Raw genomic sequence first — 23909 nt, 5'->3', positions numbered from 1 at the left:
GCCGTATATACTTTGATAGGTAAATTGACGTAGAGAAAATCATGACTAAAATCAAAAAGCGCTTTGTTGCTGGGGCGAAATGCCCTAAATGTGGTGCACAAGACAGTATTTTGTTGTTTAAAGAAAATGGTATTGAAACCGTAGAATGCACAGATTGTGATTACCGCGCCTTACAAACCGATATTGAAGTGCCGAAAAAAGCCAGCGGCAGTATGATTGGGGTGTTTAAGCCAGATTAATGGGCGTTGATCGCTAAGTTTAATTACTCATATATTCATCAGGGGGCGTTTCAGCAGATATTTTCAATTTATGCTGATTCAATACCCTGATTACATTGAGATTATTTTTGGTTAAATCATTAAAGCGATCGGTAATTTCTTGCAACTCTAAACCGTAACTTGGGTCTTCTTTTGGCTTAGTTTGCCAGTAACGTTTACGATCTAGTTTTTGAATTTCGCTGGCGCGTAAAATTTCAAAATAGCTGTTTTCTTGCTTTAAGCGATAAATCTCACCATCAAGCAGTTGCAGTAGTTTTTCTTTAGAAATGGTTTGTTTGTTAAGTAAAGCTTTTAGCGGATCTTCTTTAATTTCACGTTTGTCAGAGTCGATTTCGGTAGTAATACCTAATTGGTATTCAATTTTGTGCTGGCGGAATTCTTGCGGACATACGGTTTGACTGAACACGACTTTGTCGTCTTTCATGCATTTGTAAATAGTATTAGCTTGAGCGTTAAACACACTCAAAGCCAACAAAATGAATAACAGTCTTTTCGCCATGCGGCCACACATCCTTTTGCTGTACTTTTTGACTTATACCAATCAGCACAAAAATGTGATCATGCTTACTGGTTAACATCGCTTATAACGTCGTTAGAAATTTTGAAGGTAGAACAACTACCTCGCGGCAATTTCTGCCTTGTTCTAAGCGATTTTTCCTACGTAATATCTGATCACTTGTTTATCCTGATTGGTATTAATACCTGAGTTTGGTGCTTACGATATTGATACCACCATCACTGGACTTAGCTCGTTGACTACCGTGTCGACTCACAAACCCTTTCACCGTGTTCACTCTTGCCGGTATCGTTCCATATTTTAACTGTCTGCGGAGCAATGTTAATCAACTTAACAATTGATCAGGTTAACATAGTTTTACTTTACTAAAGTAAGACATTCGCCATTCGGGCTACCGGATATTGACTACATATCAATCGTATTCACGTAATCACCCAACGACAATGGTTTCTCCATGACGCTGGATTGATTAAATATGGCTCAATTTTATCGATAAAACCAGTTTTTTGACAATGGATTTTTTATATAAACGAATAATCTTTGTTTTTTATTTTATTAACTTAGCGAAAATGCTCGTCTATTTAACAATGATTGTTATTTAGGGTGGCGAGAAAATGACACATTATCAATCAAACGCGCTTTACCTAAGTATGCGGCAGCAATGACCACTAAGTGGTTGTCATTTTCATTGGCTTGTCTGAGGGTGTCAGCGCTTCTGAGCTCAAAGTAATCTGGGGTAAAGCCGGCAGCCTTAAGTTGTTGCTCGGCTTGGGCGATGGCTTGGCGGTGATCTTGACCGTGCTGTACGGCATTTATCACGTCATCGATAGTACGCTTCAATGTTGCGGCACGGTGTTTTTCATCGGCAGTGAGATAGCCATTACGTGAACTCATTGCGAGGCCAGATGCCTCGCGAATGGTATCAATGCCAATGACTTCGATTGGCATTGATAAGTCTTCAACCATGGTTTTAATAATCATTAATTGCTGGAAATCTTTACGTCCAAACAACGCCATGTCTGGCTGAACAATATTAAACAGTTTGGCGACAATGGTCGCCACCCCTCGAAAATGTCCTGGGCGACTTGCACCGCACAATTCATCGCCAATGTCTGGTACTTCGATAAAGGTTTGTTGAGCTAAACCTCTAGGGTAAATAAGCTCTGGCGTGGGAGTAAATAATAATTCGGCACCGGCTGCGATTAGCTTTTCGCTGTCTTGTTCGAGCGTGCGAGGATAACCGTCTAAATCTTCTTTAGGACCAAATTGCATTGGATTGACAAAAATAGACACTACCACGTGATCTGCACGGGTTTTAGCTTCATTAACAAGGGTGATGTGACCTTGATGTAAATTGCCCATGGTGGGGACAAAAGCAACGGTTTCGCCTTTGGTGTGCCAAGCTTTGACATGTTCGCGAATGGTTGAAATGGCAGCGGTAGTAATCATGTTATTGTCGAACCTTACTAAAATAAACGCGCTTGCGCGGCCTTGTCATTCAGCGGCGCAAGCGGGTGAGTTTTTGGCTAATTAAATGTGTGTTCTTCAGCAGGGAAAGTGCCAGCAGAAACCTCGTCGATGTAGGCTCGAATGGCTGAACGGATCTCACCAGTTTGTTTGAGGTAGTTTTTAGAAAAACGTGGAATATAGCCGCTCGAAATACCTAAAACATCGTGCATCACGAGGATTTGTCCGTCGGTATCAGCACCTGCGCCAATGCCAATCACAGGAATAGTAAGGGCTTCGGTAATGGCTTTAGCTAATTGTGGTGGGATACATTCAACCACTAATAATTGCGCACCAGCGGCTTGCAGTGCTTTCGCTTCATCAAGAATACGTTGGGCATTTTCGGCATCACGGCCTTGTACTTTAAAGCCACCAAATACATGTACTGATTGTGGTGTTAATCCTAAATGTGCACATACTGGAATACCGCGTTCTGTGAGCATTTTTACGCTTTCAAGTAACCAGTGACCGCCTTCAACTTTCACCATGTTAGCGCCAGCTTGCATTAGCAACGCAGCATTTTCCATGGTTTGTTGTGGGGTGCTATAGCTCATAAAAGGCATGTCGGCTATTAATAGCGAGCGTGAAATACCGCGTTTAACACAAGCTGTGTGATAAGCGATATCCGCAACCGTAACTGGAAGTGTATCGTCATGTCCTTGTAGTACCATGCCCAGTGAGTCGCCCACCAGTAATACATCAACACCTTCGCTGTCAAATGCGCCGGCAAAACTGGCGTCATAGGCTGTTAGTGCGGTGAACTTTTTGCCTTCTTGTTTGAACTTGATTAGGGTCGAACTGGTGACTTTTGACATAGTAGACTCTTTAAAAATTGAAATACTAAAAAGCTGAGCTTAATCTGCTGCCGGTTAAGATCAACTCTACTCGATAAGCTTTTGCAATTCATCGCGCATTGTCACACTAATCAGGCTTTCAAGGCTCGTATTACAGGGTAGTGTGAGGGTAGGCGCAATGTCTGCTAAGGGTATTAATACAAAGCTGCGTTGTTTCATGCCGTAATGTGGCACAGTGAGTCGTGGCAATGATATTTGCTGTTGCCCGTAAAGGAGTAAGTCTAAATCGAGAGTCCGTGGCCCCCAATGTTGAAGCCTTACGCGTCCTTGTTGTTGTTCTATGTGTTGTAATGCATCGAGTAAGTCGATGGGAGATAATGATGTCATAAAACCTGCCACAGCATTAACGTAGTCAGGTTGTACAACATCTCCCATCGGCGCTGAGCCATAATAACTAGACACAATCAGTGAGCTGTTTTCTGCTAATGATGTTAGCGCGTTAACGGCATCATCTAATTGTTGTGTAGGATTGGCTAAATTTGCCCCTAACGCCACATAAACTTGTACTGCCATGGCTACTCAGCTGTTGGCTTAGGTTGAGCCGCAGGTTTACGACGACGTTTACGCTGCGGCGCATTACGGTTGCGGCTGTTACTGCTTTTATTGACGCTTTTGGCGATATCACCCCGCTCATTTTCGTCTGCCTCGACAAAAGATTTCCACCAAGCTGCAATTTTAGCTGTGTTGCCTGCTTCCGCTTCGCCTCTTAATAACAGTAGGTCGTACGCGGCTCTAAACTTAGGGTTTTCTAGTAGTTTAAAGGCACGTGTGCCTTGGCTGCGCTCAAGGCGTAATTGTAACTGCCAAATATCTTTGGCCGGTGTACTAAAGCGGCGTGGAATACTAATGGTACGACATTGTTGCTCCATGACATCACCCATAGCGGCTACGTGTGCATCGTAATGGGTTAATCCGCTTTCAATGGCAATATCATCCGCACGCTGCTTCAACGGATACCATAAAATGGCCGCATAAAAGAAAGCGGGTGTGACAGGTTTATCTTGGCTTACGCGTAAATCGGTATTGCGCATAATAGCATCAAGCATTTTGGCTGTATGGCCTTTTGGAGATTCGCTGATTAACGCGCTCACTTGCGGGAACAATGGCGCAAACAATCCAAAATCTTGCATCATTTGATAATTGGCTTGTGCTTTACCGGCAAAGAAAAGTTTGAGCACTTCTTCGTACATACGCGCCGCAGGTATGTCGCTTAATAATGGCGCTAATGCATTGATTGGTTCCGCAGTAGTTGCGTCGATTTGCATATCCAGTTTGGTTGCAAAGCGAACGGCACGTAGCATACGCACAGGGTCTTCACGATAACGGGTTTCCGGATCGCCGATGAGTTTTATAGTACGAGAGTGAAGATCGCTAATACCGCCGCCATAACTGCGAATAGAATAGTCACTGATATCGTAATAAAGTGCATTGATGGTAAAATCACGACGTTCTGCATCTTCGTCAATTTCGCCGTAAACATTGTCGCGCAACAAGCGACCTTCAGCGTTTGATTTGGATATTTTATCGTCCGTTTCACCATGGTGGCCACGAAACGTTGCGACCTCGATTACATCGCGACCAAATACAATGTGAGCCAGTCTAAATCTACGTCCAACTAATCGGCAGTTTCTGAACAGCTTTTTAATGTCTTCAGGGGTGGCATTGGTCACCACGTCAAAATCTTTTGGCTGTAGACCAAGTAGGATATCGCGCACGCCTCCACCGACCAAATAGGCTTTGTAGCCAGATTTGTTTAGACGATAAAGCACCTTTAGTGCGTTTTCACTAATTTGGCGACGTGAAATTGAGTGACCATCTCTGGAGATAATATCCAGACGTAAGCCATCTTCTTGAATGGGTTCTTCAAGTGCTGGAGCTACTTTGTTGTCTTCAAATAGCTGTTTACAGAATTGGCTAATACGGCGAAAAATAATACACCTCGTGATACTCGAATAAATTGAATAAAAATCTGGCGGGTATAATACATTAAATGTGATGCAATGAGTATATGTGCAACGTGGCTAAAACCGCTTATATACAAACCACGATTGCATTTATTAACTAAGTTGCCAGGTTTGTTGCTGCTAATACGATTTCTTTGTGTTTTGGGATCCCATCTAGGCTAAATTGTGCCACCGCCTGTTGTAGCATCACCTCGACTGAATCTACATCGACTTCTGGCTGGCCTAAAAAGCTTAATGCTGCAGAGATACTGGCTTGTGGCAGCTTTGTGTTTATTGCAGGGGCATGGTTTTGTTTAGATAATTTAAAGCCTTTTTGAGCACACGCTAATGGTAAATGTAACCATTGTGGCGCACCTAAGCCTAATATTGAAAATAAACTGATTTGCCGGCAGCTGGCTTCAAGTAAATCGCACCCTCTAACGACTTCGGTAATACCTTGATAAGCGTCATCTAACACTACGGCTAATTGATAGGCATATAAGCCGTCACTGCGTTTAATGATAAAATCTTCTGCGGCAAAGCGCTCGTCTACCGTGACTTTTCCTTGGACTAAGTCATTAAAACTATTGGTTCTGGCGTGATTGCGGATACGAATAGCCCCTTCAGTTAGGCGTGGCTGACATAAACCGCAGCGGCCGTCATATATGCCTCCATGTGCTTGAATCATTTTGCGAGTGCACTGACAAAAGTAGGCCTGATCATGACGGATTAACTCATCTATTTGCTGTTGGTAAGCGTCATGACGTTGATGCTGGCATAACACTGTGCCATGCCAATGTAGACCATAGGCATCAAGTGTACGCAAAATATCGTCACTGGCACCTGGGATTTCACGGGGGGGGTCTATATCTTCAATACGAACAAGCCATTGGCCTTGTTGACTGTGTGCACGAAGGTAACTGCCTAAGGCAGCAATCAGAGAACCAAAGTGTAATGGCCCAGAGGGAGAGGGTGCAAAACGTCCAATGTACTCAGGTGTGCTCATGAGGATGAATTTTTTAGTCGAAAAATTCGCATAGGCGTAATCCATTTGTGGTTACGCTACTACGCGGTTTATTTTTTGATTAAAGCAAACAAGAGGGCGAGATGATCTCGCCCTGATAAAACACGGGTTAACCCGCCATTTGTTTTTCTTTAATCTCAGCTAGCGTCTTACAATCGATACACTGATCGGCTGTAGGGCGTGCTTCAAGACGACGGATACCAATTTCGATACCACAAGAGTCACAGAAACCGAAATCGTCTTCTTCAATTTTCTGTAATGTCTTTTCAATCTTCTTGATCAGCTTACGTTCTCTGTCGCGAGCACGTAGTTCTAAGCTGAACTCTTCTTGTGCTGCACGGTCAACAGGATCTGGGAAGTTTGCAGCTTCATCTTGCATGTGAGTTAACGTACGGTCGACTTCTTCACGCAATTGGTTACGCCATGCTTCGAGGATCAGTTTAAAGTGACCACGTTGCTTGGTATTCATATACTCTTCACCAGCTGACTCCTGGTAAGGATCTACACCAGCAATAGCGAGTACGCCAAGTGTTTTAGTGCCTTCAGGCATAACGCATCTCCTGTAATCATTTGCGTTTTAAGGGCGTCTTAATTTATCGGCCGCTATGTCTTATTTTTACGGCCGCTATCTATAGCAGAATCTGTATAGCTAGGCAAATTTTTTACTCAGTATTTCAGTGTTTTTTGTTCAGAACATCACATTACAAGGTTGAATTAATTGACTCCCTTGTGGTGAAAGCTCAGCTTTATATGCTAACACTTCAACACCCTTAGCAACGGCTTGTTCAAGTAAGTCTGCGTATTGTGGGTCAATATGTCGCGCGGGTTTTACGGTCGATATGCCACTGTGCTGTACCACAAACAATAATACTGCTCGGTGGCCCATTGTGACCATATGGATTAGTTCGCGTAGATGCTTTTGTCCCCGCGTTGTGACGGCATCAGGAAAATAGCCCACTTGGTCTTCTAGCAATGTACAACTCTTCACTTCAATATAGCACTCTGGTAAGGTTTGGCTAGTGAGCAAGATATCGATTCTGCTATTTTCACTACCATATTTTACTTCGCGTTTTAACGTGTCATAGCCTTGAAGTTCTGTAATAACATGTTGATTGATGGCTTCTTCTGCGAGGGCGTTAGCGCGTCCGGTATTGATGCCGATGAGATGTTGTTGATCTGTCTGCATTAGTTCCCATGTGTGAGGGTATTTACGTTTGGGGTTATCGGAGGTTGAAAACCAAACTGGCTCTCCCGGAAATAAACAATTTTTCATTGACCCCGTGTTAGGACAATGAATCGTGATGACTTGTCCATCGGGTAAGGCTACGTCGGCCAAAAAGCGTTTATAACGTTTGAGTAAAACACCTGTTTCTAATTTGGGTTCAAATTGCATGCGTATCAATATGCCATGAGTTGATTTACAACAATGCTAACAAATTTTAGCTTGGTTTATCGATTATGTTTTGTCTACACTACTGCCATTAGCTCGTATTATGTTAGCTAGGTAGCCCCTAGAGTATTTGCGCCGTTTGGCGTACAACAAGGAATCATTATGGACATTATGACAGTAACGCTCACCACAGAAGCTCCCGCAGCCCATTGGGGCAAGGCTGATGTGACATATCAAGGTGCTCAAGCTTTGATTCATTTATCTGACACAGACGAGTTGCGTCAAGTTCAGATGGCAGCACGGAAAATACGTAATCAAGGCGTCAATGCTGTGCAGTTAGTCGGTGATTTGTGGAGTGTTCACACTCAGTGGGCATTTGCGCAAGGTTTTGCTACTGCAAAAGCGGGCTATCAAGTGCTGTGGTGTGGCAGTGATACTGATCAAGCGACTTTGACTCAGCGTGCTGAAGCGGCACAATTTGCCCGTAAACTCATTAACGATACCCCTGAAGATTTATCGCCTGTAGGGTTAGCAACCCAAGCAGCTGCCTGGTTAAAAGACATTGGTGGTGACAAAATTAGCTTTAATATTGTTGAAGGCCAAGAACTGTTAGAAAAAAAATGGGTGGGTATCCACGCTGTGGGTCGTGGCAGTGAGCGTCCACCGGCATTGCTTGAGCTTGATTTTAATCCGCTTGCAGCAGACGCGCCTGTTTCTGTGGCCTTGGTCGGTAAAGGGATTACCTTTGACTCAGGCGGTTATAGCCTAAAATCATCAGAAGGCATGCTGGCCATGAAATGCGACATGGGCGGGGCGGCAACCGTTACAGCGGCATTAGGCTTGGCGATGAAAGCCGGTTTAAACAAGCGAGTGAAACTGTTTTTATGCTGCGCTGAAAACTTAGTGAGTGGTCGAGCATTTAAGTTAGGCGATATCTTGACCTATAAAAATGGCACCACGGTTGAAATTGTGAATACTGACGCCGAAGGCCGTTTAGTGTTAGCCGATGGACTGCAGGCTGCATCAGATACTGGCGCACCATTAATTATTGATGCAGCCACTCTGACTGGCGCCGCAGTTATGGCTGTAGGTTCTAACTACAATGCAATTTTCTCACCGCAAACGGCCACACTTCAACTTGCGCAAAAACGTGCTGCTGCAGTGTCTGAAAACGTATGGCCTTTACCGTTAGACCCTTGGCATAAAGATATGTGTCCATCGGCCTATGCAGACACGGCAAACAGTCGTCCTGTAAAAGGTGGTGGAGCTGGCGGTGCATCAAATGCTGCTGGTTTTTTGTGGCGTTTTGTGTCACCTGAAGCAAATTGGCTACACGTTGATTTAGCTGCTGCATTTGAGTCATCAGCTTCAGCATTGTGGGCAGCGGGAGCAACGACACATGGCGTACTGACCATTGCTGAGCTATTAAAAGACGAGTAAAGCCGTGCAGTGATACTTAGCCGCAGGTGATGATTTTTCATTATCTGCGGCTTTTTACTGTGCTAAGGGCCAAGATGCTTAACATTAATTCGTTAACTTGGTGAGAATGATTGCCCGATTGCGACAAATGTAAATGTGTTGGTTCGAGTGGTAATTTTGTTGTGCATCGCAATTTAGTGAATGGCTGCGTGCTAACATGGCGCAATACACTCACATAGGGTGTATATTTTTTGGGCTATCTCAGTGTTCGCATGTGACATGGTGGTTATTGGTTGCGTTTTTTGGCCAGTTAAGCAGATTATCGGGCCAACATGCCAAGGAAGGTAAAATTTGGCTAAAGTGTATTTTCGATACGGCATCTACTGCATCAATTCATGTAAGGTAACTGGTCGGATCTACTTTCTCCAAAAAACCGAGTGTCATGCGTAAATTATGCTGGTTAACCGGCCGAGCTTTAGTGTTTAGGGCACGCGCAAGTTCAAGCTGTGTCAAGGATGTTTGCTTTATTTGCGGTTTGGCTAAACTAAAACAAACAAATAATCTTTGCGGTGAGGCAATGTGCATAAGCGCCACCTTAATTAGTAATAGGTTGAAACTCAAACGTGAATAGATTACTAATACAGTTTGATACAAAACTAACATCGTTATTGTTGAACGTCTAAACTACACTTTAATTGAAACTTCACGATAAAATAGCGCACGTTTTTATCCCTGAGCAAATTGAATTGCAAACCTTGACTGAGTTGATGAATGGCAGATAGCACCCAGCAACTATTGAAAAGAGTATTCACCAATGGACCTATTGAAGGGAATAATACTTCGGTGTTAGAACTGCTCAATAGTGCTCTTAAACTAGTTTGTACTCGACTAGAATGTAGTGCCGCCTTTGTTATCACTAGCCAGTTTGATAAAGTGTTTGCCGTAGACAGTGATATTATTGATACGACAGAGCAACAATGTGTGAGCTATTTTAGCCACTCGCCAGATGTTCAGGTGTTGTTTAATCAAAGCATCAATAACAATCGTCAATTGTGTGAAACCCTGCTGACTCATCCCCATCCCATCAATTATTCCGCAACCGATAATAAGAGCGCCTCTACCACACCGCCATTAATTTTTGAGGATTTACAGCAAACGTTTTCCTCACTAAAAATTGACTGTAAGCGGTTTGTTATAAGCCCTGTAACCCGTGTCGGTAATGTTAAGGTTGTATTAGCCACCTTGTGTGTGGCAGATAAAACAACGATTGCTGAACAACAGAGCGATCCAGAAGCATTTATAAATAAATTCCTTGATGACACCGCTTATCAGTTAGCGTCATCGCTGGAGTTACGCCGTTTAGCTGTGGTGCTTGATAGCAAAGATAAGCAATACCAAGAGTTATTTCAATTATTGCCTATGGCATCTTCATTAGTTGATTTACATAACAATGTGGTTCTGCTTAATGATGTCTGGCAGAGCACACTATCGATTAAGGTGAATGATAATTTATTTGACCTTTTACGCCCTGAAGACCACCCGCTACTTAACGATACATTGCATATCGTGAGGGAAGGGATTCTGCGTCAGGCTTGGTGTGAGATCCCGCTGAAAAATGGCATTAAAAATCATTGGTACAAATTCAGTTTTTGTCATGCACTAAATCGCCAGCAACAATTACTCTTGATTGTTGAAGATGTGACTGAACGTTACCGACTAGCCGATGAGCTGTCGTTTCATTCTAATCATGATGTGCTTACCGGGTTACCTAACCGATTGCAGTTCGAAAACATGCTTGATGAACTGCAAAAAGACGATGATCATGTGCCTGCCTGTATTGCGTTTCTCGATCTTGATCAATTTCAAGTTGTTAACGATCTTAGCGGTCACCAAGCTGGCGATCTGTTACTGCAACAAGTGGCTACTCGGCTCAAACAATTACTGCGTAAAGGTGATGTCGTTGCACGTTTAGGTGGTGATGAGTTTGGTTTGTTAATGCACTATTCAGACGCGACCTCGGCGCAATTGGTGGCAAAACGTATTTGCCAGCAGCTGTTTGGGCATGAGTTTACATGGAAAGGCATTAAGCATAATGTCAGTGCCAGTATTGGCCTTGCTCAGGTAGATTATGATGATCCAGATATTTATGGCGTGATGAGTAAAGCAGATGCAGCTTGCCGTTTAGCAAAAGAAGAAGGCCGAAATCGTTGGCATTTCTATAATCCAGACGATCCGCAAATGCATACCATGTATAACCAAATGTTGGCCTCGGTGGACATTACGGGTGCACTAGCTTTAAATCAATTTGAGTTGTTTTATCAATTGATTGAACCGCTTGATAAAAAAGAAAACGGCATTCACATGGAAATCCTGCTGCGCATGGTGCAAAGCGACGGCACCTATGTGTCGCCAGGGATATTTTTACCCGCAGCAGAGCGTTACAATTTAGCCTCGCGAGTCGATAGTTGGGTTATCGATAATTTGCTCAAGTGGGGCAGTGACAATCTTGAGATTTGGCGACAACTATCTATGGTGTCCGTTAACTTGTCTGCAATGTCATTAGCTGACCAAAAGTTCATGAGTTGGCTCGAAATGCGTTTGATGGTTGAGCCAGAGTTAGTGGATAAATTGTGTTTTGAAATTACTGAAACCGCCGCGGTCAGTCAGTTAGATCAAGCCACAGGCTTAATTGATTTGCTTAAACCTTTTGGTTGTAAATTGGCTCTAGATGATTTTGGCTCAGGCTTTTCAAGTTTTGCATATTTAAAATGCCTTAATGTCGATTACGTTAAAATTGACGGTCAATTTGTGGTGAATTTATGCAGTAATCGTAGCGATAAAGCCATTGTGGCGGCCATATGCCAGTTGGGTAAAGACATGAACTTTGAAGTGATTGCCGAATTTGTTGAAAATACTGATATTGGCGAGTATTTAAGAAATATCGGTGTCGATTACGCTCAGGGCTACGCCATTAATAAACCGACCCGACTGGCCGAATTAACCAGTGGTATTCGCACCCCTTGGTTAACCGATTCGATCAGTATTGTCACCACAGAAGAAAGACAGGCATTGGGACTGACCGATTAGTGAATGTATCCTTGCGACGTAATAGTATAAAATACGTCGCAAATCGCGATAAAAAAGTAAATGCCGTTGACCTTATCACACCCTTCATCTGTCACATTGCCAATCCATGCCGTGTTAGCAGACATTCGCAGTGCATTTAATGAGCAATCACAACTCATTCTTGAGGCGCCAACAGGCGCGGGCAAATCAACTGCCTTGCCGTTAGCCATGTTAGCCTGGCCAGAAATTAATGGCAAAATACTCATGCTTGAACCAAGGCGTGTGGCGGCGCGCAATGTGGCGCAATTTATTGCTAAGCAATTAGGACAATCGGTTGGACAGGATGTGGGTTATCGGGTCCGTGGTGACACTAAAGTGAGTCAACATACCCGACTCGAAATTGTCACAGAAGGTATTTTAACCCGGATGATCCAGCACGATCCTGAGCTTACTGGAGTTGCGGTGATCATTTTTGATGAAATCCACGAACGTCATTTACCTACCGATCTCGGTCTTGCTCTTGCGCTTGAGGTGCAGCAATCATTACGTGATGACTTAACCATTATTGCCATGTCGGCCACATTATCTGGCTTACCGCTGAGCAACTTAATGCCCGATGCACGGCAAATTAGCAGCCAAGGGCGCAGCTTTGATGTACAGCATCAATATCAGCCTTGCCCCGCGCAGCAGTCGTGGTTAATGCATATGGCAAGGGTGATTAACGATACTGTTAATGATGCCAGCTTAGCTGAATATCAACTAGGCAGTGTTTTAGCATTTTTACCCGGTAAAGGTGAAATCAATAAACTGGCTCGTTTGCTTAATGAACGCTTAGACTCAACATGGCTTATTTGCCCTTTGTATGGTGACTTAAGTCCAGCAGAGCAAGATCGTGCTATTGGGTTAACCGAACCTGGCAAGCGTAAAATTGTATTGGCGACTAACGTGGCAGAGTCCAGTTTAACCATTGAGGGGATAACGATTGTTATCGACAGTGGTTATCGCCGTGAAGCCAGTTTTAATCCTAAAACTGGTGTGACGCGTTTAGGGCTTAGGCGTATTAGCCAAGCGTCAGCGGTGCAACGAAGTGGCCGGGCAGGGCGTTTGGCGTCGGGTTATTGCGTGCGCTTATGGAGCAAGGAAGAGCATGGACGTTTGCGTAAGGTTGACGAGCCAGAAATTAGCCTCAGCGAGCTTACCTCAATGGCATTAGATTGTGCCAGCTGGGGCGCAAAAACATTCACCGAATTATCACTACTCACCTCACCGCCAGCCATTCATGAGCAAGTCGCATGGCAGCTGTTACAGCAATTAGCGTTAACTGACCCACAGCGAAAATTAACTACACTAGGCCACCAAGCTTATGCCTTAGGTTGTCATCCGCGCTTAGCTCATATGCTGCTCAAAGCTAAACAGGTTGCCAGTGATCAATCTCGCCCGCAACTGTGCGTATTGGCCTGTATATTGGCGGGAATTATTGAAGCCCGCGGCTTACCCAAAAAAGGCGCCGACATTCATCATTACTTAACCGAAGCTTTGCGTGGGCAAATTAATCAGCAAGTGCGTCAATGGCAACTGTCATTGGCGGTTTCGGGTCAGTTACAAGATGCCATAAGCCAAGCATCAACCCGTGATATCAGTTATTTGTTAGCACTTGCTTACCCCGATCGTATTGCTAAAGCGCGTGGTCAAGATGGTTTTTTATTGAGTAATGGTACTGGCGTGGTGATTGCTGCGGATGACAGCCTTGCACACGAGCCTTGGTTAGTGGTTGCTGACTTTCAAGAAACTCAAGGCCGTAATGCTGGACAAGTGTATTTAGCTGCCCGACTTGATGAGCGATCGTTTGAGGATGAATTGAGTGATCTAGTCACCCGCCAGGTGCAAGGCGGCTGGGATGAAGCCAAGGGACGATTTTTTGCCGAAAAACACACTAAAATCGGCCAGATTATCATTAAAGTCGATACTGGCATTACGCCGCAACGTGCTGACATTACAGCTGCATTATTAGAACAAGTTCGTGTAAAAGGGTTAACAATCCTTAATCGTGATGCAGCATTAATCCAGTTACAATACCGGGTAGAATTAGCGCGATATTATGCCCCAGAACATGATTGGCCCTGCTTGACTGATACTCATTTAATGGCCACCTTAGCTGACTGGTTAGGGCCATATATTGAGCAGGTTAACTCGCTAGCCGCGTTAGCTAAAGTCGATGCTTATGGGTTAGTGAAAAACCGATTGAGTTGGCAACAACAAACGTTACTTGATCAATTAGTGCCAACACATTGGCCTATGGCTACAGGTACCAGAGCACCAATAAGATACCAAATGCCGCTAGACGCCAATGGTGATTTTTACCATAGCGATGCAGAGCAAGGCCGAGCTTTATTAAGTGTGCGTTTACAAGAAGCATTAGGTTTAGCGCAAAGCCCGAGTATTTTGCACGGCAAAATGATCGTGACCATGGAGTTATTGTCTCCGGCGCAACGTCCGTTAGCGGTGACTGCAGATTTAGCCAGTTTTTGGCAAGGACCGTATGCTGAGGTTAAAAAAGAAATGCGTGGTCGTTATCCTCGCCATTTATGGCCCGACGACCCAGTGAATACCGTAGCGACCAAATTTACTAAAAAGAAAACGCCCGGTTTATAAGTAAACCGCATATGAGTTAAGGCGAATCGATTACAGTGCAAAATTAACGAATGAAGATTTATGACAAAGAAAAAGCCTAAAAAAACTAACGCTAAAAAATCGACTACATCATGGTGGCGTCCACTTTGGTCATTCACCTGGAAACTGTCGCTTGTTGGCCTTGCTGTCGTCACGTTTTACGCCATTTATCTAGACCAAATTATTGCCCAAAAATTTGAAGGGCAAAAATGGCATTTGCCTGCGCAAGTTTTTAGCCGCCCAATGGCGTTATATCCAGGTGCTGCGGTTAACCACCCACAATTAATGGCCGAGCTTAAATTATTGGGCTACCGCAAAGTGGCTAATCCTCGCCAAGTGGGTGAGTTTTCAGCATCAAGCACAAAGATTGAATTATGGCGTCGTCCGTTTTTGCACCCTGAGGGGAATCAAGCTGAACAACGAGTGATGATAAGCTTTGACTCAAACGGTGTCAGCTCGGTAAAGCGCATGTCTGATAAACGCGAATTAGCCGTGTTTCATTTAGAGCCAGTATTACTTGACCGAATTATTGCAGGCGATGGCGAAGACAGATTGTTTGTGCCAACACCTGAAATACCATCGAGTATAGTCGATGCCCTTATTTTAGTTGAAGACCGCAGTTTTTATGATCATTACGGTGTTAATCCGTTAGCCATTGCTCGTGCGGCAATGGTTAACATTACTGCTGGACGAACGGTGCAAGGCGGTTCAACACTCACTCAGCAATTAGCCAAAAACTTCTTTTTAAGCAGCGAGCGCTCTATTGTGCGTAAAGTGCGTGAAGCCTTGATGGCGTTGATTATTGATTTTCGCTACAGCAAAGATGAAATTTTAGAAGCTTACCTAAATGAAGTGTATATGGGGCAAGACAAGGCGCGTGGTGTACACGGTATGGGACTGGCTTCGCAGTTTTACTTTGGCCGCCCGGTAGGCGAGTTAACCGTGTCGCAACAAGCGTTTTTAGTGGCAGTCATTAAAGGGCCGTCTTACTATAATCCTTGGCGTTATCCAGAGCGGGCGCAAGAGCGTCGTGATTTGGTACTGCGTTTATTGATGGAAAATGACAAGCTGACCGTCGCCCAATACAAAGCTGCAGCAGAGTCGCCGCTGGGGTTACGCAGTGCCCAAAAGTCAGTGCACCAAAAATTACCGGCATTTTTTGCTGTCGTAAAACAAGAGTTACGCGACCGTTATGGTGACTCTTTGTTGCAACAATCAGGAATCAAAGTCTATACCACCCTTGACCCTATGGCCCAAGAAGCGGCTGAAAAGGCGGTATCCTCTACCATGGCATCATTGGATAAACGGGCTAAAGATATCCAAGTGGGCATGGTGGTTACCGACAAATACAGTGGCGGTATCGCGGCAATGGTCGGTGATAAAGTCCCCGGTTATGAAGGCTTTAACCGCGCGGTCGAAATTCGTCGTCCTATTGGCTCGCTCATTAAACCCTTTGTGTATGCCACTGCATTAAATCAAAGCGATACGTTTTCTTTAGCCACCCCGATTGATGACAAACCGATTACCTTGAAAAACGAACAAGGTAAGACATGGTCGCCAAAAAACGTTGATAAAAAGTTCAGTGGGCAAGTGCCCTTACTGACTGCAATTAAAGACTCTATGAACGTACCAACGGTCAATGTCGGTTTAGCGGTTGGTGTTGGTAACGTGGTTAATACCTTAGAAAAAGCGGGCTGGAGTGAATCTGTTTCGCCTTATCCATCAATGCTATTAGGCGCTGTTAATGGCTCACCATTGATGGTAGCGCAAGTTTATCAAACCTTGGCTGACGAAGGGCGTTATCGCAAGCTTACTTCAATCACAGCGGTGTTAGACAGCCAGAACAAAGCGTTAGATGTTAGCCGCGTTCCGAGTTCACAAGCCATTGACCCAGCAACAGATTATCTCGTGCAATATGCAATGAATCATGTGGTGCGTTCTGGCACCGCTAAGCGATTAGGTGCGGCTTTCCCGGGTGTGCGTTTAGCAGGTAAAACCGGTACCAGCAATGATGGTCGTGATTCTTGGTTTGCAGGCTTTGATGAGCGTAACGTAGCGGCTATTTGGGTTGGACAAGACAACAATAGTAAAACCGGTTTGTATGGCAGTAGTGGCGCCATGGCGGTGTATCAGGCATTTTTACAACAGCGTCCACCAATGAGCTTACGTATGACCCCGGTTAACGGGGTGGTTAACGGCTACTTCGATCGTACCACTGGCATGGCTAAACAAGGTAACTGCGACAACATTGTTAGTTTACCTGCGCGAGAAGCCAGCTATCGCCCGGCGGCTAATTGCGGTGAGCCATTATCTTGGTGGCAAAAGCTGGTGGGTGGCTAGCAAGTTGTTTGCCATTAATCAAAAGCCCAAGGTCGTGTTGACGTTGGGCTTTTTTTTGTATGTTTTTGTATATCTGCAGCGCTGCAATGATCTTGCTAGGGCTTATCGAGTTGTTGCCTTAGCTTGGTAATTTCAGCAAGCATCTCTTGTTGATTTTTTTCCATCTGTAATTGATTTTGCTGCATTTGTTCAAGCGCTGCTTCAAGCTTGCTATTGATTTGTTCTTTGTGGGCTTCTTTTGCCTCTTGCTCTTCTTGACGCTCAGTTTCATCAGGGGCGACAAACACCGATGCCATATAACCAGAAATAACCCCGAAAAAGCTCACGCCACTGACAATCACTAATCCACCAATCACATGACCTATGGTACTCACCGGATAAAAATCGCCATAACCCACTGTTGAGATGGTCACCAATGCCCACCAAATGGCTTGTTCTGCGGTTTGAATATTGGCATTCGGTTCGGCGCTTTCAACCAATAAAATGAGCACTGAAGCGGTGGCTAAAATTAACACCATGGCCACTAATAAACTGGCTAATGTGGTTTGTTTGCGTTGTCGCAGTAACGGAATCAGCAGTGAGCGGCTCATGCGAATCAAACGGATCACCCGCAAGATTTGAAATATACGTGCAAACCGCAGTGCTTCAATGGCTGGAATACTGGCAACAAAATCTATCCAGTGGTGGCGCAGGTAGTAGGTTTTATTGCGTGCTTTGAATAAGCCATAAAAAAACTTACTTAAAAAAATCACACAAATACTGCTGTCGATATACAGCAGCACTTTATTGGTTTCGGTATCTAAACGGCCAAAGGTAATGGTTAGGACAATAACCACTGACACCAATGACAACACCATCATGGCTAACTCAAATGGACTGGGACCATCGACATTTTTGAGTGTCCAACGTTTAGATTCAAACATGAATGCCTGCTTTGATTCATTGAGAGTAACAATATAAACGTTATCATAACAAAAAACGCACAAGGCGCGACCCTAGTGCGTTGTTTTAATCGACAAAACGAATAAAAGATTAAGTTGATGAAGTTTTATCGACAAAGTGAACTAAATCATCAAGCACACGTTTTTTGATCTCTAATTGTGCGTCGCTGTCTAAACCGTACTTTTGTGCTAATAACACATAGTCTTCACCACTTAATGATACGGTGAGCCTAGGGCGTTTAGGCCGTTTAGAGACCGATAATCCGAGGATGGTGCGTATTTGATCAGACGGGCTTACACCTTTATCTAAAGCGGCTTTACGGATAGAGTATTGAAACTTTTCATCTAGATCAAAAGCCACTTGCGTGGCTTTTGCAGCTTGTTGGTTTTTAAGCCATTTGTCCGGTAACGGTTTACCTGAGCTCATAACAACGTTATCTCCTACTTGTATCAGCTTGCCGGCCAGTAGTCTCTAATATCGGTTAGTGGGCGATATAAGGTCAACATGACTTCGGTGTCGCCGCCTTCGTATACTTCAATATCAACAGCATGAGTGTCTTGATTATTGACTAGAGTATAGCCTTCAAAACCTTCACCTCGGTTGCCATTGTCGTCTTGTGGTGGGGTTAAACCACGATAATCTTGACGATGGAAATAACCAAATCCTGCAAATTCAACTTGATGGTATTCATCGCTTAACCATTGACCAAACTCAGTCTCAAGCTCGGCAGATAAGGCTTTTGTCAACAGAGTGGCTTTGCCGGGTTCTTCAAAGATTTCAGCAAAGGCATCAAGGTCAAATATCTGCTCCACATCGGCACGATTGATTTTAATTGAAATACTCAGGTAAGACTCGTCTTCTTGAATGTAAGACATAAAGATTGCGGTGCCACTATGGCCACGTAATAAGAATTCACAAAGCTGCGAGCGCTGATATTCATAGGTATGAATGGCTTCAACCTTTAGCTGTTGCCCGCGCAGTTGCGCGGGCAAAGCAAAACTGTCATCAAGGGTTAACATATCACCCTTGAGCAGTTTATTTGGGTGGTCAAGCTGACGCTTCGGGGCTTCTTTTTTGCCAAAAAGGCCGCTAAGAAATCCCATAACCCTTAACCTTTACGTGCTTTAATGCGGTCTAAAACTGCATTGGCGTTCGACTTTTGCTCACCAATACCCGCTTCAGCCAATTTTGCGTGTAAAGACTTGTCGCTGTTTTCGTCTGCTAAGGTTTCTGCTGCCTTTAAGCGGTCATCAAACTGTTGCTGACGCGCCTTGATACGCTCCAAAGAATCTTTAGCATTAAGTAACTTAGAGTTACTAGATGCAAATGAGTCAGTAATGGTTGCGGTGGCTTTTTGTACGCTTTCAGTGGTTTTAACCATGGTTAATTGACGTTGATAATCAGACAATTGACGTTCGGTCTTTTTCACTAAATCTTTTAAACGTACCGCATGAGCGCTAAAGCTATCGTTGGCCGTTTGTTGCTCTGCAAGTTCTTGGTCTAGCTGAGCAATTTTTTCTGCGACTTCGATGGCTAATGTTTCATTGCCTTTGTCTAACGCTTGGGTGGCATAACCTTCGTGTTCAGCAATGCTGCGTTTTAGACGATCGATTTCACGGCTAGCTTGCATCTCTTTGGCCATCACGTCAGTCAGCTCACGCTTAGCTTTAGTTAAATGCTTTTCTGCATCACGGATTTCTTGTTCAAAAATACGGGTTGAGTTAGCGTCAACGATAGTCTGGCCAACTTCAGTTGCACCACCACGAAACGCTGTAAGAATCTTGTTTAGAATGCCCATTGTTGGCTCCTTAGTTTAAAAATTCGACGAGTTCGTCGATGACTTCCAGACAGTTGTCTGACAGTACTGCTAATTCTTGTTCAATTTCTTCCATGCTTGATTGCACAGATAACGCACCATAAACCACGTACTTATCATCAATTTTGGCAAATGAAGATAATGGCATTGGAATGTTGAGTTCTAACATGGTCTCAAACATTTCTGCGCGGCGAGCTTGGTTAACTTCGTTTTCGCCCCACAGATAACTGATACACAATATTTGGTTGTCAGTTACTGATACAAACACCGGAATTTCTTCACGGCCTACAACATTAACTTGTAATACTTCAACATCACCATCAATGGGATAGCAGTCAAACTGAAAGCCGGTTTGGCTTTGGTCGCATAGTCCGTTTAGGTGACTCGCAATAGTATGTATGTTCATATTCGTCCTTAATTGACATATTATGTCTGTGAGTAAAGATAACACTCAGACATAATATGTCAAGCGCTATCTGATCCAATTAAAAAAGATTAATTACTTCGTTCTCTGACCAAGCTGCTAAGTGGTAATGATACAACTGTAAAGAACCAATATTGTTTACCTTGATCTTGTCTATATCGTCGTAAAAATGTTTTGGAAATTCAAATGATGCATGGATAAGTCCTGGTGTTAACCAGTCTTCTTGTACTGGGATCTCATTGATGGCCGCTAATCTTTGTTGTGGATTTTTGCCCATCTTACTGCCAATACTCCAGCCCCATTCACCAAAACTTGGCACATTATGATGATATTGTTTGACGTTAAAGCCGGCTGTACTGAGGGTTTTACCTACAGAAATAAAGGCGTTAGGCGCATGATAAGGCGAGGTTGATTGCACGGTAATGACACCGTCTGCACTGAGTAATTCGTTGAGCTTTCGGTAAAATAAATCAGAGTACAGTTTATTTAAATCTGGGTGACTTGGATCGGGCAAGTCAACAATAATGGCATCAAACAATTGACCGTTACTGAGTAACTTATCAACGCCATTAAACGCGTCGTCGACCATTAAGGTTAAACGAGGATCGTTGAGCGCATCACCATTAAGCGCTAATAATGCACGGCTAAGAGCTGTCGGCATGTCAGCGGGGGGATTTTTAAATAGCGTTAATAAGTCCTGATCGAGGTCCATTAAGGTGACCGCTTTAGGCTGCCATTTGAGCACTTGTTTGAGCCCAAGGCCGTCGCCACCACCAATAATTAATACCTTGTCGTGACGGGCACTGGCCGCCAATGTTGGATGCACTAAAAAGCTGTGGTAAATGTGTTCATCGCTACTTGAAAACTGTAAACGGCCATTGATGTACAAGTTGTACACGGGCGCAAGGCCACCGCCGCGAAGCCGCTCAGTAAAGTTAAGTTGTTGAAAACGAGTGGCTTTAGCATAAACCACTTTGTCTTTGTACAACAGGTTATTAAAATGTTGCTCCCAGCTAGGGCCTTTTACCGCCAGTAAACCAATAACAACGCTGGCAATGATATGGCCAACTAACAATAATTTTACATGACGAATTTGCATCCAAAAACGCCAAATAAACGCAAGCCCTGCTAATAGGTTTACGCTGGCGGTTAATGCCGCCGCGAGTTGAATATCAATTGCCAACATAAAGCCGACCCAAATGGCGGCACCGACACCAGCGCCAATGTAATCAGCACCATAAATGGTGCCAGCATTGTGCAGTAAATGGGCATCAGATAACGATTGCCGTACTCGCGCAATCAAGGGGATTTCCATGCCAATCATTAACCCCAGCAACACACCCCAAACGTAAGGTAGGTATTCGCTTAAGGTTTGCAAGCTGGCAATAAAGCCGCCATTAGGTAAATGATCTGGTGGTAAGCCAAGGGTATTGGCAATGGTGAGTGGCAATTGCTGACCAAAGCCAATGACTGCAGCGGTAATGATAATGGCAAATGAGCCACACAATGCCACGGTGAGTTCGAGCATAGCAAAGCCGGTAAAGGCGCATTTTATTTTACGGGCAGCAAACGCGCCCACACCCATCGACACAATCATTAAGCCGATCATGGTGTAAATGGCCGCTTCTAGCGCACCTAAAATTCGCCCAGCATAGTGTGACAAAAGGTATTCATAAATCAGGCCGCAACCCGCAAGCGCAGCCATAATACCCAGCAATAGGGCATCATCAAACCACGACACATTACGTGCTATGAGAGGGCTTTGCTCTTTGCCCCCTTGCGCAACAGGGAGGGGGCTAGGATCAAGCAAAGGGGTTGCCATAAATTACGCCATTAACGCCGTTAAAATCAGTGCGACAGCAATACTAATGGCCATTTCGACCGCTGCAATCCCAATGTTTTGCTGCTTTTCAACTTCTTCAGCTAAGTTAATGCCGGCTAAAACCAGCTTTTTCACTAAAGCAATGAGTAATGATAAGGCCACTAGCATAATCAACGAGAACACAAACCAACCAATGATGTTGGTGACATAACCTGTAGGTTGATAAATAATGAAATGGCTGGCGGCATTAAAGCTTAATGCCATGGCAATCATATAACCGCTGTGGCGCAGTGCCAAAGCGGTTTGACCTTGTGCTAAGGCCTGTTGCATTGAGGCTTCTTGATTACGCTTAGCGTAGCGTTTTTCACGTAGACGAGTCAGCAGTACAAGCATTAACTGTGAAATTAAAAATGCGCTAAAAATCGCAATAAAGGTGTTTACGGTGATGTCTTCTGCCCACATCAATACGGCGCGAATAATAATGGCTGTCGCAATGGCTGCAGCAGCATCAACTACGGCAACAGACACGTTTCCTTTTAAAATTTCGGTATTTTTGGCAAATTCATTTAAGGCGATTTTGTCATGTAAAAAGCGTCCAAGTTTAATCAGCACTAAACCAAATAAACCATAAGCCGACATGCCAATGGCCTCGGTTAAATACGATGGTGCGGCCTCGCCGGTAATCGCGCCAGTCAGTACAATACCTAACGCGGCAATGGCCCCTGCGGTACTAATACCAAAGGCAAAATTATCACGCTCAGCCAGTTCGGCGCTGCTATTAACTTTAATGCTCCAACCTTGCAAATAGCGCATTAATGCCAGCAACACAATCGCGATACTTAAGTCGATGGCTAAGATGATCGCCAGCGATTGAGTTAAGCCATATTCTTGAAAAAATGTCATGGGGAGTCCTTACCTATTTACCACGGCTAACACCGCGACTAGTGCGGCTGCTTGAGTTGCGGAAACTGCTGTCTTTAGAATAATTTGAACGAAACTTACTGCTAGTACTTGCCGTGCGAGTTGTGCTGCTGGGTTTCGGCGCACTGGTACTTTGACGCGACAGGGTGGTCGAGCCTGTACGAGTTTTAGCATATGGGCTATCAAATCGTTTGCCTTGGCTATCAAAACGCTTTTTGGTTTGTTCGAATGTTTTGGCTTGTGAAGTGGCCTGTTTTGGCGAGGTATAGCGATAACGGCCAACGTCGTTATAGTAACTGTAACCACGACGACTTGACCAGTTATCGTAATAAATGGGTCGTGTGAAGTTAGAAAACATCGCGTACATGCCATACCAAGCCCAAAAAGACATGCCGTTTGAGCCAGTTTGCCAGCTACCATAAGCTGGATTACCCACTAATTGGCTGCCTGGCTCTGTGGCGTCAGTACCGTTTGCTAAGGCCTCTGCTTCACGGCTAATGGCATTGACTCGGGCTAATTGGCCTTTAGACATATCGGCGACGACGTTAACCGGATCCGATAGCATGTCGTTGTATAAGCTGGTGTCAGCGGCCTGATATACGTTTTGAGCTTCGGCCAGTTGTTGGTCTAAATCAACAAAGTTTGCGCTATTGCTCAACTCTTTATAACGACGCGTTAGTGACTGAAACATTGGCCCTTCGGTGTCAGCATCTTTGGCTAATTCATTTAATAAAGGGGCTAAATCAGGCTGACGCTTAGCTAAAATACTGGTGTATTGCTTCAATAAATTGGCATTGCGTAATTGATCGTCTTTAAGTGATGTTGAAAGCAATTCAAGACGCTGCTGCGTTAATTGCTGGTACTTAGCAATTTGCTCCGGTCTGTCGTCGCCACAAGCACTGAGTGTCAGTGCGACGATCATCACGGTTATCAATGTGAGTACACGGGGGAGGTGACCTACCATGTTTTCTCCAAAA

Annotated in this window: 22 protein-coding genes; 5 read left to right on the top strand and 17 right to left on the bottom strand. The window is 44.3% G+C overall.

From position 1 onward, the window contains the following. The first annotated feature begins 41 nt into the window (after positions 1 to 41). Positions 42 to 239 carry a YheV family putative zinc ribbon protein gene (locus tag PQR79_RS11580; protein WP_188920256.1) on the top strand — a complete coding sequence of 66 codons (198 nt, stop codon included), beginning with the start codon at positions 42 to 44 and terminating at the stop codon, positions 237 to 239. Between the two features lie 19 nt (positions 240 to 258). Here PQR79_RS11580 and PQR79_RS11575 read toward each other — a convergent pair whose 3' ends face one another. From PQR79_RS11575 to sfsA, 8 genes are all read right to left on the bottom strand, one after another. Then, positions 259 to 777, bottom strand: coding sequence for a DUF4124 domain-containing protein (locus PQR79_RS11575; protein WP_238106589.1), 519 nt, complete (start codon positions 775 to 777; stop codon positions 259 to 261). Between the two features lie 612 nt (positions 778 to 1389). Further along, positions 1390 to 2244 (bottom strand): pantoate--beta-alanine ligase, encoded by an 855-nt coding sequence (gene panC, locus PQR79_RS11570; RefSeq protein WP_238106590.1) that lies wholly within the window; start codon positions 2242 to 2244, stop codon positions 1390 to 1392. A gap of 77 nt (positions 2245 to 2321) precedes the next feature. Next, on the bottom strand, positions 2322 to 3116 hold the full coding sequence (gene panB / locus PQR79_RS11565; RefSeq protein ID WP_238106591.1) for a 3-methyl-2-oxobutanoate hydroxymethyltransferase: 795 nt from the start codon (positions 3114 to 3116) through the stop codon (positions 2322 to 2324). A gap of 66 nt (positions 3117 to 3182) precedes the next feature. After that, the gene (folK, locus tag PQR79_RS11560) at positions 3183 to 3668 is read right to left on the bottom strand and encodes a 2-amino-4-hydroxy-6-hydroxymethyldihydropteridine diphosphokinase (protein WP_238106592.1); all 486 of its coding nucleotides are present in this window, start codon (positions 3666 to 3668) and stop codon (positions 3183 to 3185) included. Between the two features lie 2 nt (positions 3669 to 3670). Further along, the gene (locus PQR79_RS11555; protein WP_238107191.1) at positions 3671 to 4981 is read right to left on the bottom strand and encodes a polynucleotide adenylyltransferase PcnB; all 1311 of its coding nucleotides are present in this window, start codon (positions 4979 to 4981) and stop codon (positions 3671 to 3673) included. Between the two features lie 235 nt (positions 4982 to 5216). After that, positions 5217 to 6104 (bottom strand): tRNA glutamyl-Q(34) synthetase GluQRS, encoded by an 888-nt coding sequence (gene gluQRS / locus PQR79_RS11550; RefSeq protein WP_238106593.1) that lies wholly within the window; start codon positions 6102 to 6104, stop codon positions 5217 to 5219. Between the two features lie 127 nt (positions 6105 to 6231). Next, entirely contained in the window at positions 6232 to 6672 is a 441-nt protein-coding gene (gene dksA / locus PQR79_RS11545; RefSeq protein ID WP_238106594.1) for an RNA polymerase-binding protein DksA, read from the bottom strand. A gap of 138 nt (positions 6673 to 6810) precedes the next feature. Beyond that, positions 6811 to 7515 carry a DNA/RNA nuclease SfsA gene (sfsA, locus tag PQR79_RS11540; RefSeq protein WP_238106595.1) on the bottom strand — a complete coding sequence of 235 codons (705 nt, stop codon included), beginning with the start codon at positions 7513 to 7515 and terminating at the stop codon, positions 6811 to 6813. A 159-nt stretch (positions 7516 to 7674) separates the two neighbouring features. Between sfsA and pepB the strand changes: the two genes are divergently transcribed. Then, positions 7675 to 8952 (top strand): aminopeptidase PepB, encoded by a 1278-nt coding sequence (gene pepB / locus PQR79_RS11535; RefSeq protein ID WP_238106596.1) that lies wholly within the window; start codon positions 7675 to 7677, stop codon positions 8950 to 8952. A gap of 372 nt (positions 8953 to 9324) precedes the next feature. On the opposite strand, the gene PQR79_RS11530 is transcribed toward pepB, so the two are convergent. Then, a complete protein-coding gene (locus tag PQR79_RS11530) occupies positions 9325 to 9516 on the bottom strand; it encodes a hypothetical protein (protein ID WP_274408501.1) in 192 nt (63 codons plus the stop codon). Positions 9517 to 9702: 186 nt separating this feature from the next. Between PQR79_RS11530 and PQR79_RS11525 the strand changes: the two genes are divergently transcribed. From PQR79_RS11525 to mrcB, 3 genes are all read left to right on the top strand, one after another. Next, on the top strand, positions 9703 to 12018 hold the full coding sequence (locus PQR79_RS11525; RefSeq protein WP_238106597.1) for a putative bifunctional diguanylate cyclase/phosphodiesterase: 2316 nt from the start codon (positions 9703 to 9705) through the stop codon (positions 12016 to 12018). A 66-nt stretch (positions 12019 to 12084) separates the two neighbouring features. Continuing rightward, a complete protein-coding gene (gene hrpB, locus PQR79_RS11520) occupies positions 12085 to 14649 on the top strand; it encodes an ATP-dependent helicase HrpB (RefSeq protein WP_238106598.1) in 2565 nt (854 codons plus the stop codon). 60 nt (positions 14650 to 14709) lie between these two features. After that, positions 14710 to 17007 carry a penicillin-binding protein 1B gene (mrcB, locus tag PQR79_RS11515; RefSeq protein ID WP_238106599.1) on the top strand — a complete coding sequence of 766 codons (2298 nt, stop codon included), beginning with the start codon at positions 14710 to 14712 and terminating at the stop codon, positions 17005 to 17007. Between the two features lie 95 nt (positions 17008 to 17102). Here mrcB and PQR79_RS11510 read toward each other — a convergent pair whose 3' ends face one another. The 8 genes from PQR79_RS11510 to PQR79_RS11475 all read right to left on the bottom strand — a co-directional run bounded on the left by PQR79_RS11510 (position 17103) and on the right by PQR79_RS11475 (position 23896). Further along, positions 17103 to 17930, bottom strand: coding sequence for a potassium channel family protein (locus PQR79_RS11510; RefSeq protein ID WP_238106600.1), 828 nt, complete (start codon positions 17928 to 17930; stop codon positions 17103 to 17105). A gap of 109 nt (positions 17931 to 18039) precedes the next feature. Beyond that, entirely contained in the window at positions 18040 to 18375 is a 336-nt protein-coding gene (locus tag PQR79_RS11505) for a hypothetical protein (RefSeq protein WP_188920229.1), read from the bottom strand. Positions 18376 to 18398: 23 nt separating this feature from the next. After that, positions 18399 to 19052, bottom strand: coding sequence for a hypothetical protein (locus tag PQR79_RS11500; protein ID WP_238106601.1), 654 nt, complete (start codon positions 19050 to 19052; stop codon positions 18399 to 18401). A 5-nt stretch (positions 19053 to 19057) separates the two neighbouring features. Next, positions 19058 to 19747 (bottom strand): PspA/IM30 family protein, encoded by a 690-nt coding sequence (locus PQR79_RS11495; protein ID WP_238106602.1) that lies wholly within the window; start codon positions 19745 to 19747, stop codon positions 19058 to 19060. Between the two features lie 10 nt (positions 19748 to 19757). Continuing rightward, entirely contained in the window at positions 19758 to 20171 is a 414-nt protein-coding gene (locus tag PQR79_RS11490) for a YjfI family protein (RefSeq protein WP_188920223.1), read from the bottom strand. Between the two features lie 79 nt (positions 20172 to 20250). Continuing rightward, positions 20251 to 22011 carry a polyamine aminopropyltransferase gene (locus PQR79_RS11485; protein WP_238106603.1) on the bottom strand — a complete coding sequence of 587 codons (1761 nt, stop codon included), beginning with the start codon at positions 22009 to 22011 and terminating at the stop codon, positions 20251 to 20253. 3 nt (positions 22012 to 22014) lie between these two features. Next, positions 22015 to 22914 (bottom strand): DUF350 domain-containing protein, encoded by a 900-nt coding sequence (locus tag PQR79_RS11480; RefSeq protein ID WP_238106604.1) that lies wholly within the window; start codon positions 22912 to 22914, stop codon positions 22015 to 22017. A gap of 13 nt (positions 22915 to 22927) precedes the next feature. Next, positions 22928 to 23896 carry a hypothetical protein gene (locus PQR79_RS11475; protein ID WP_238106605.1) on the bottom strand — a complete coding sequence of 323 codons (969 nt, stop codon included), beginning with the start codon at positions 23894 to 23896 and terminating at the stop codon, positions 22928 to 22930. Positions 23897 to 23909 lie beyond the last annotated feature (13 nt).

The organism is Shewanella metallivivens (assembly GCF_028750675.1).
Taxonomy (GTDB): Bacteria; Pseudomonadota; Gammaproteobacteria; order Enterobacterales; family Shewanellaceae; genus Shewanella; species Shewanella metallivivens.
Note: the sequence above shows the minus strand (reverse complement) of the source record. Positions and strands in the feature narration are given on the sequence as shown.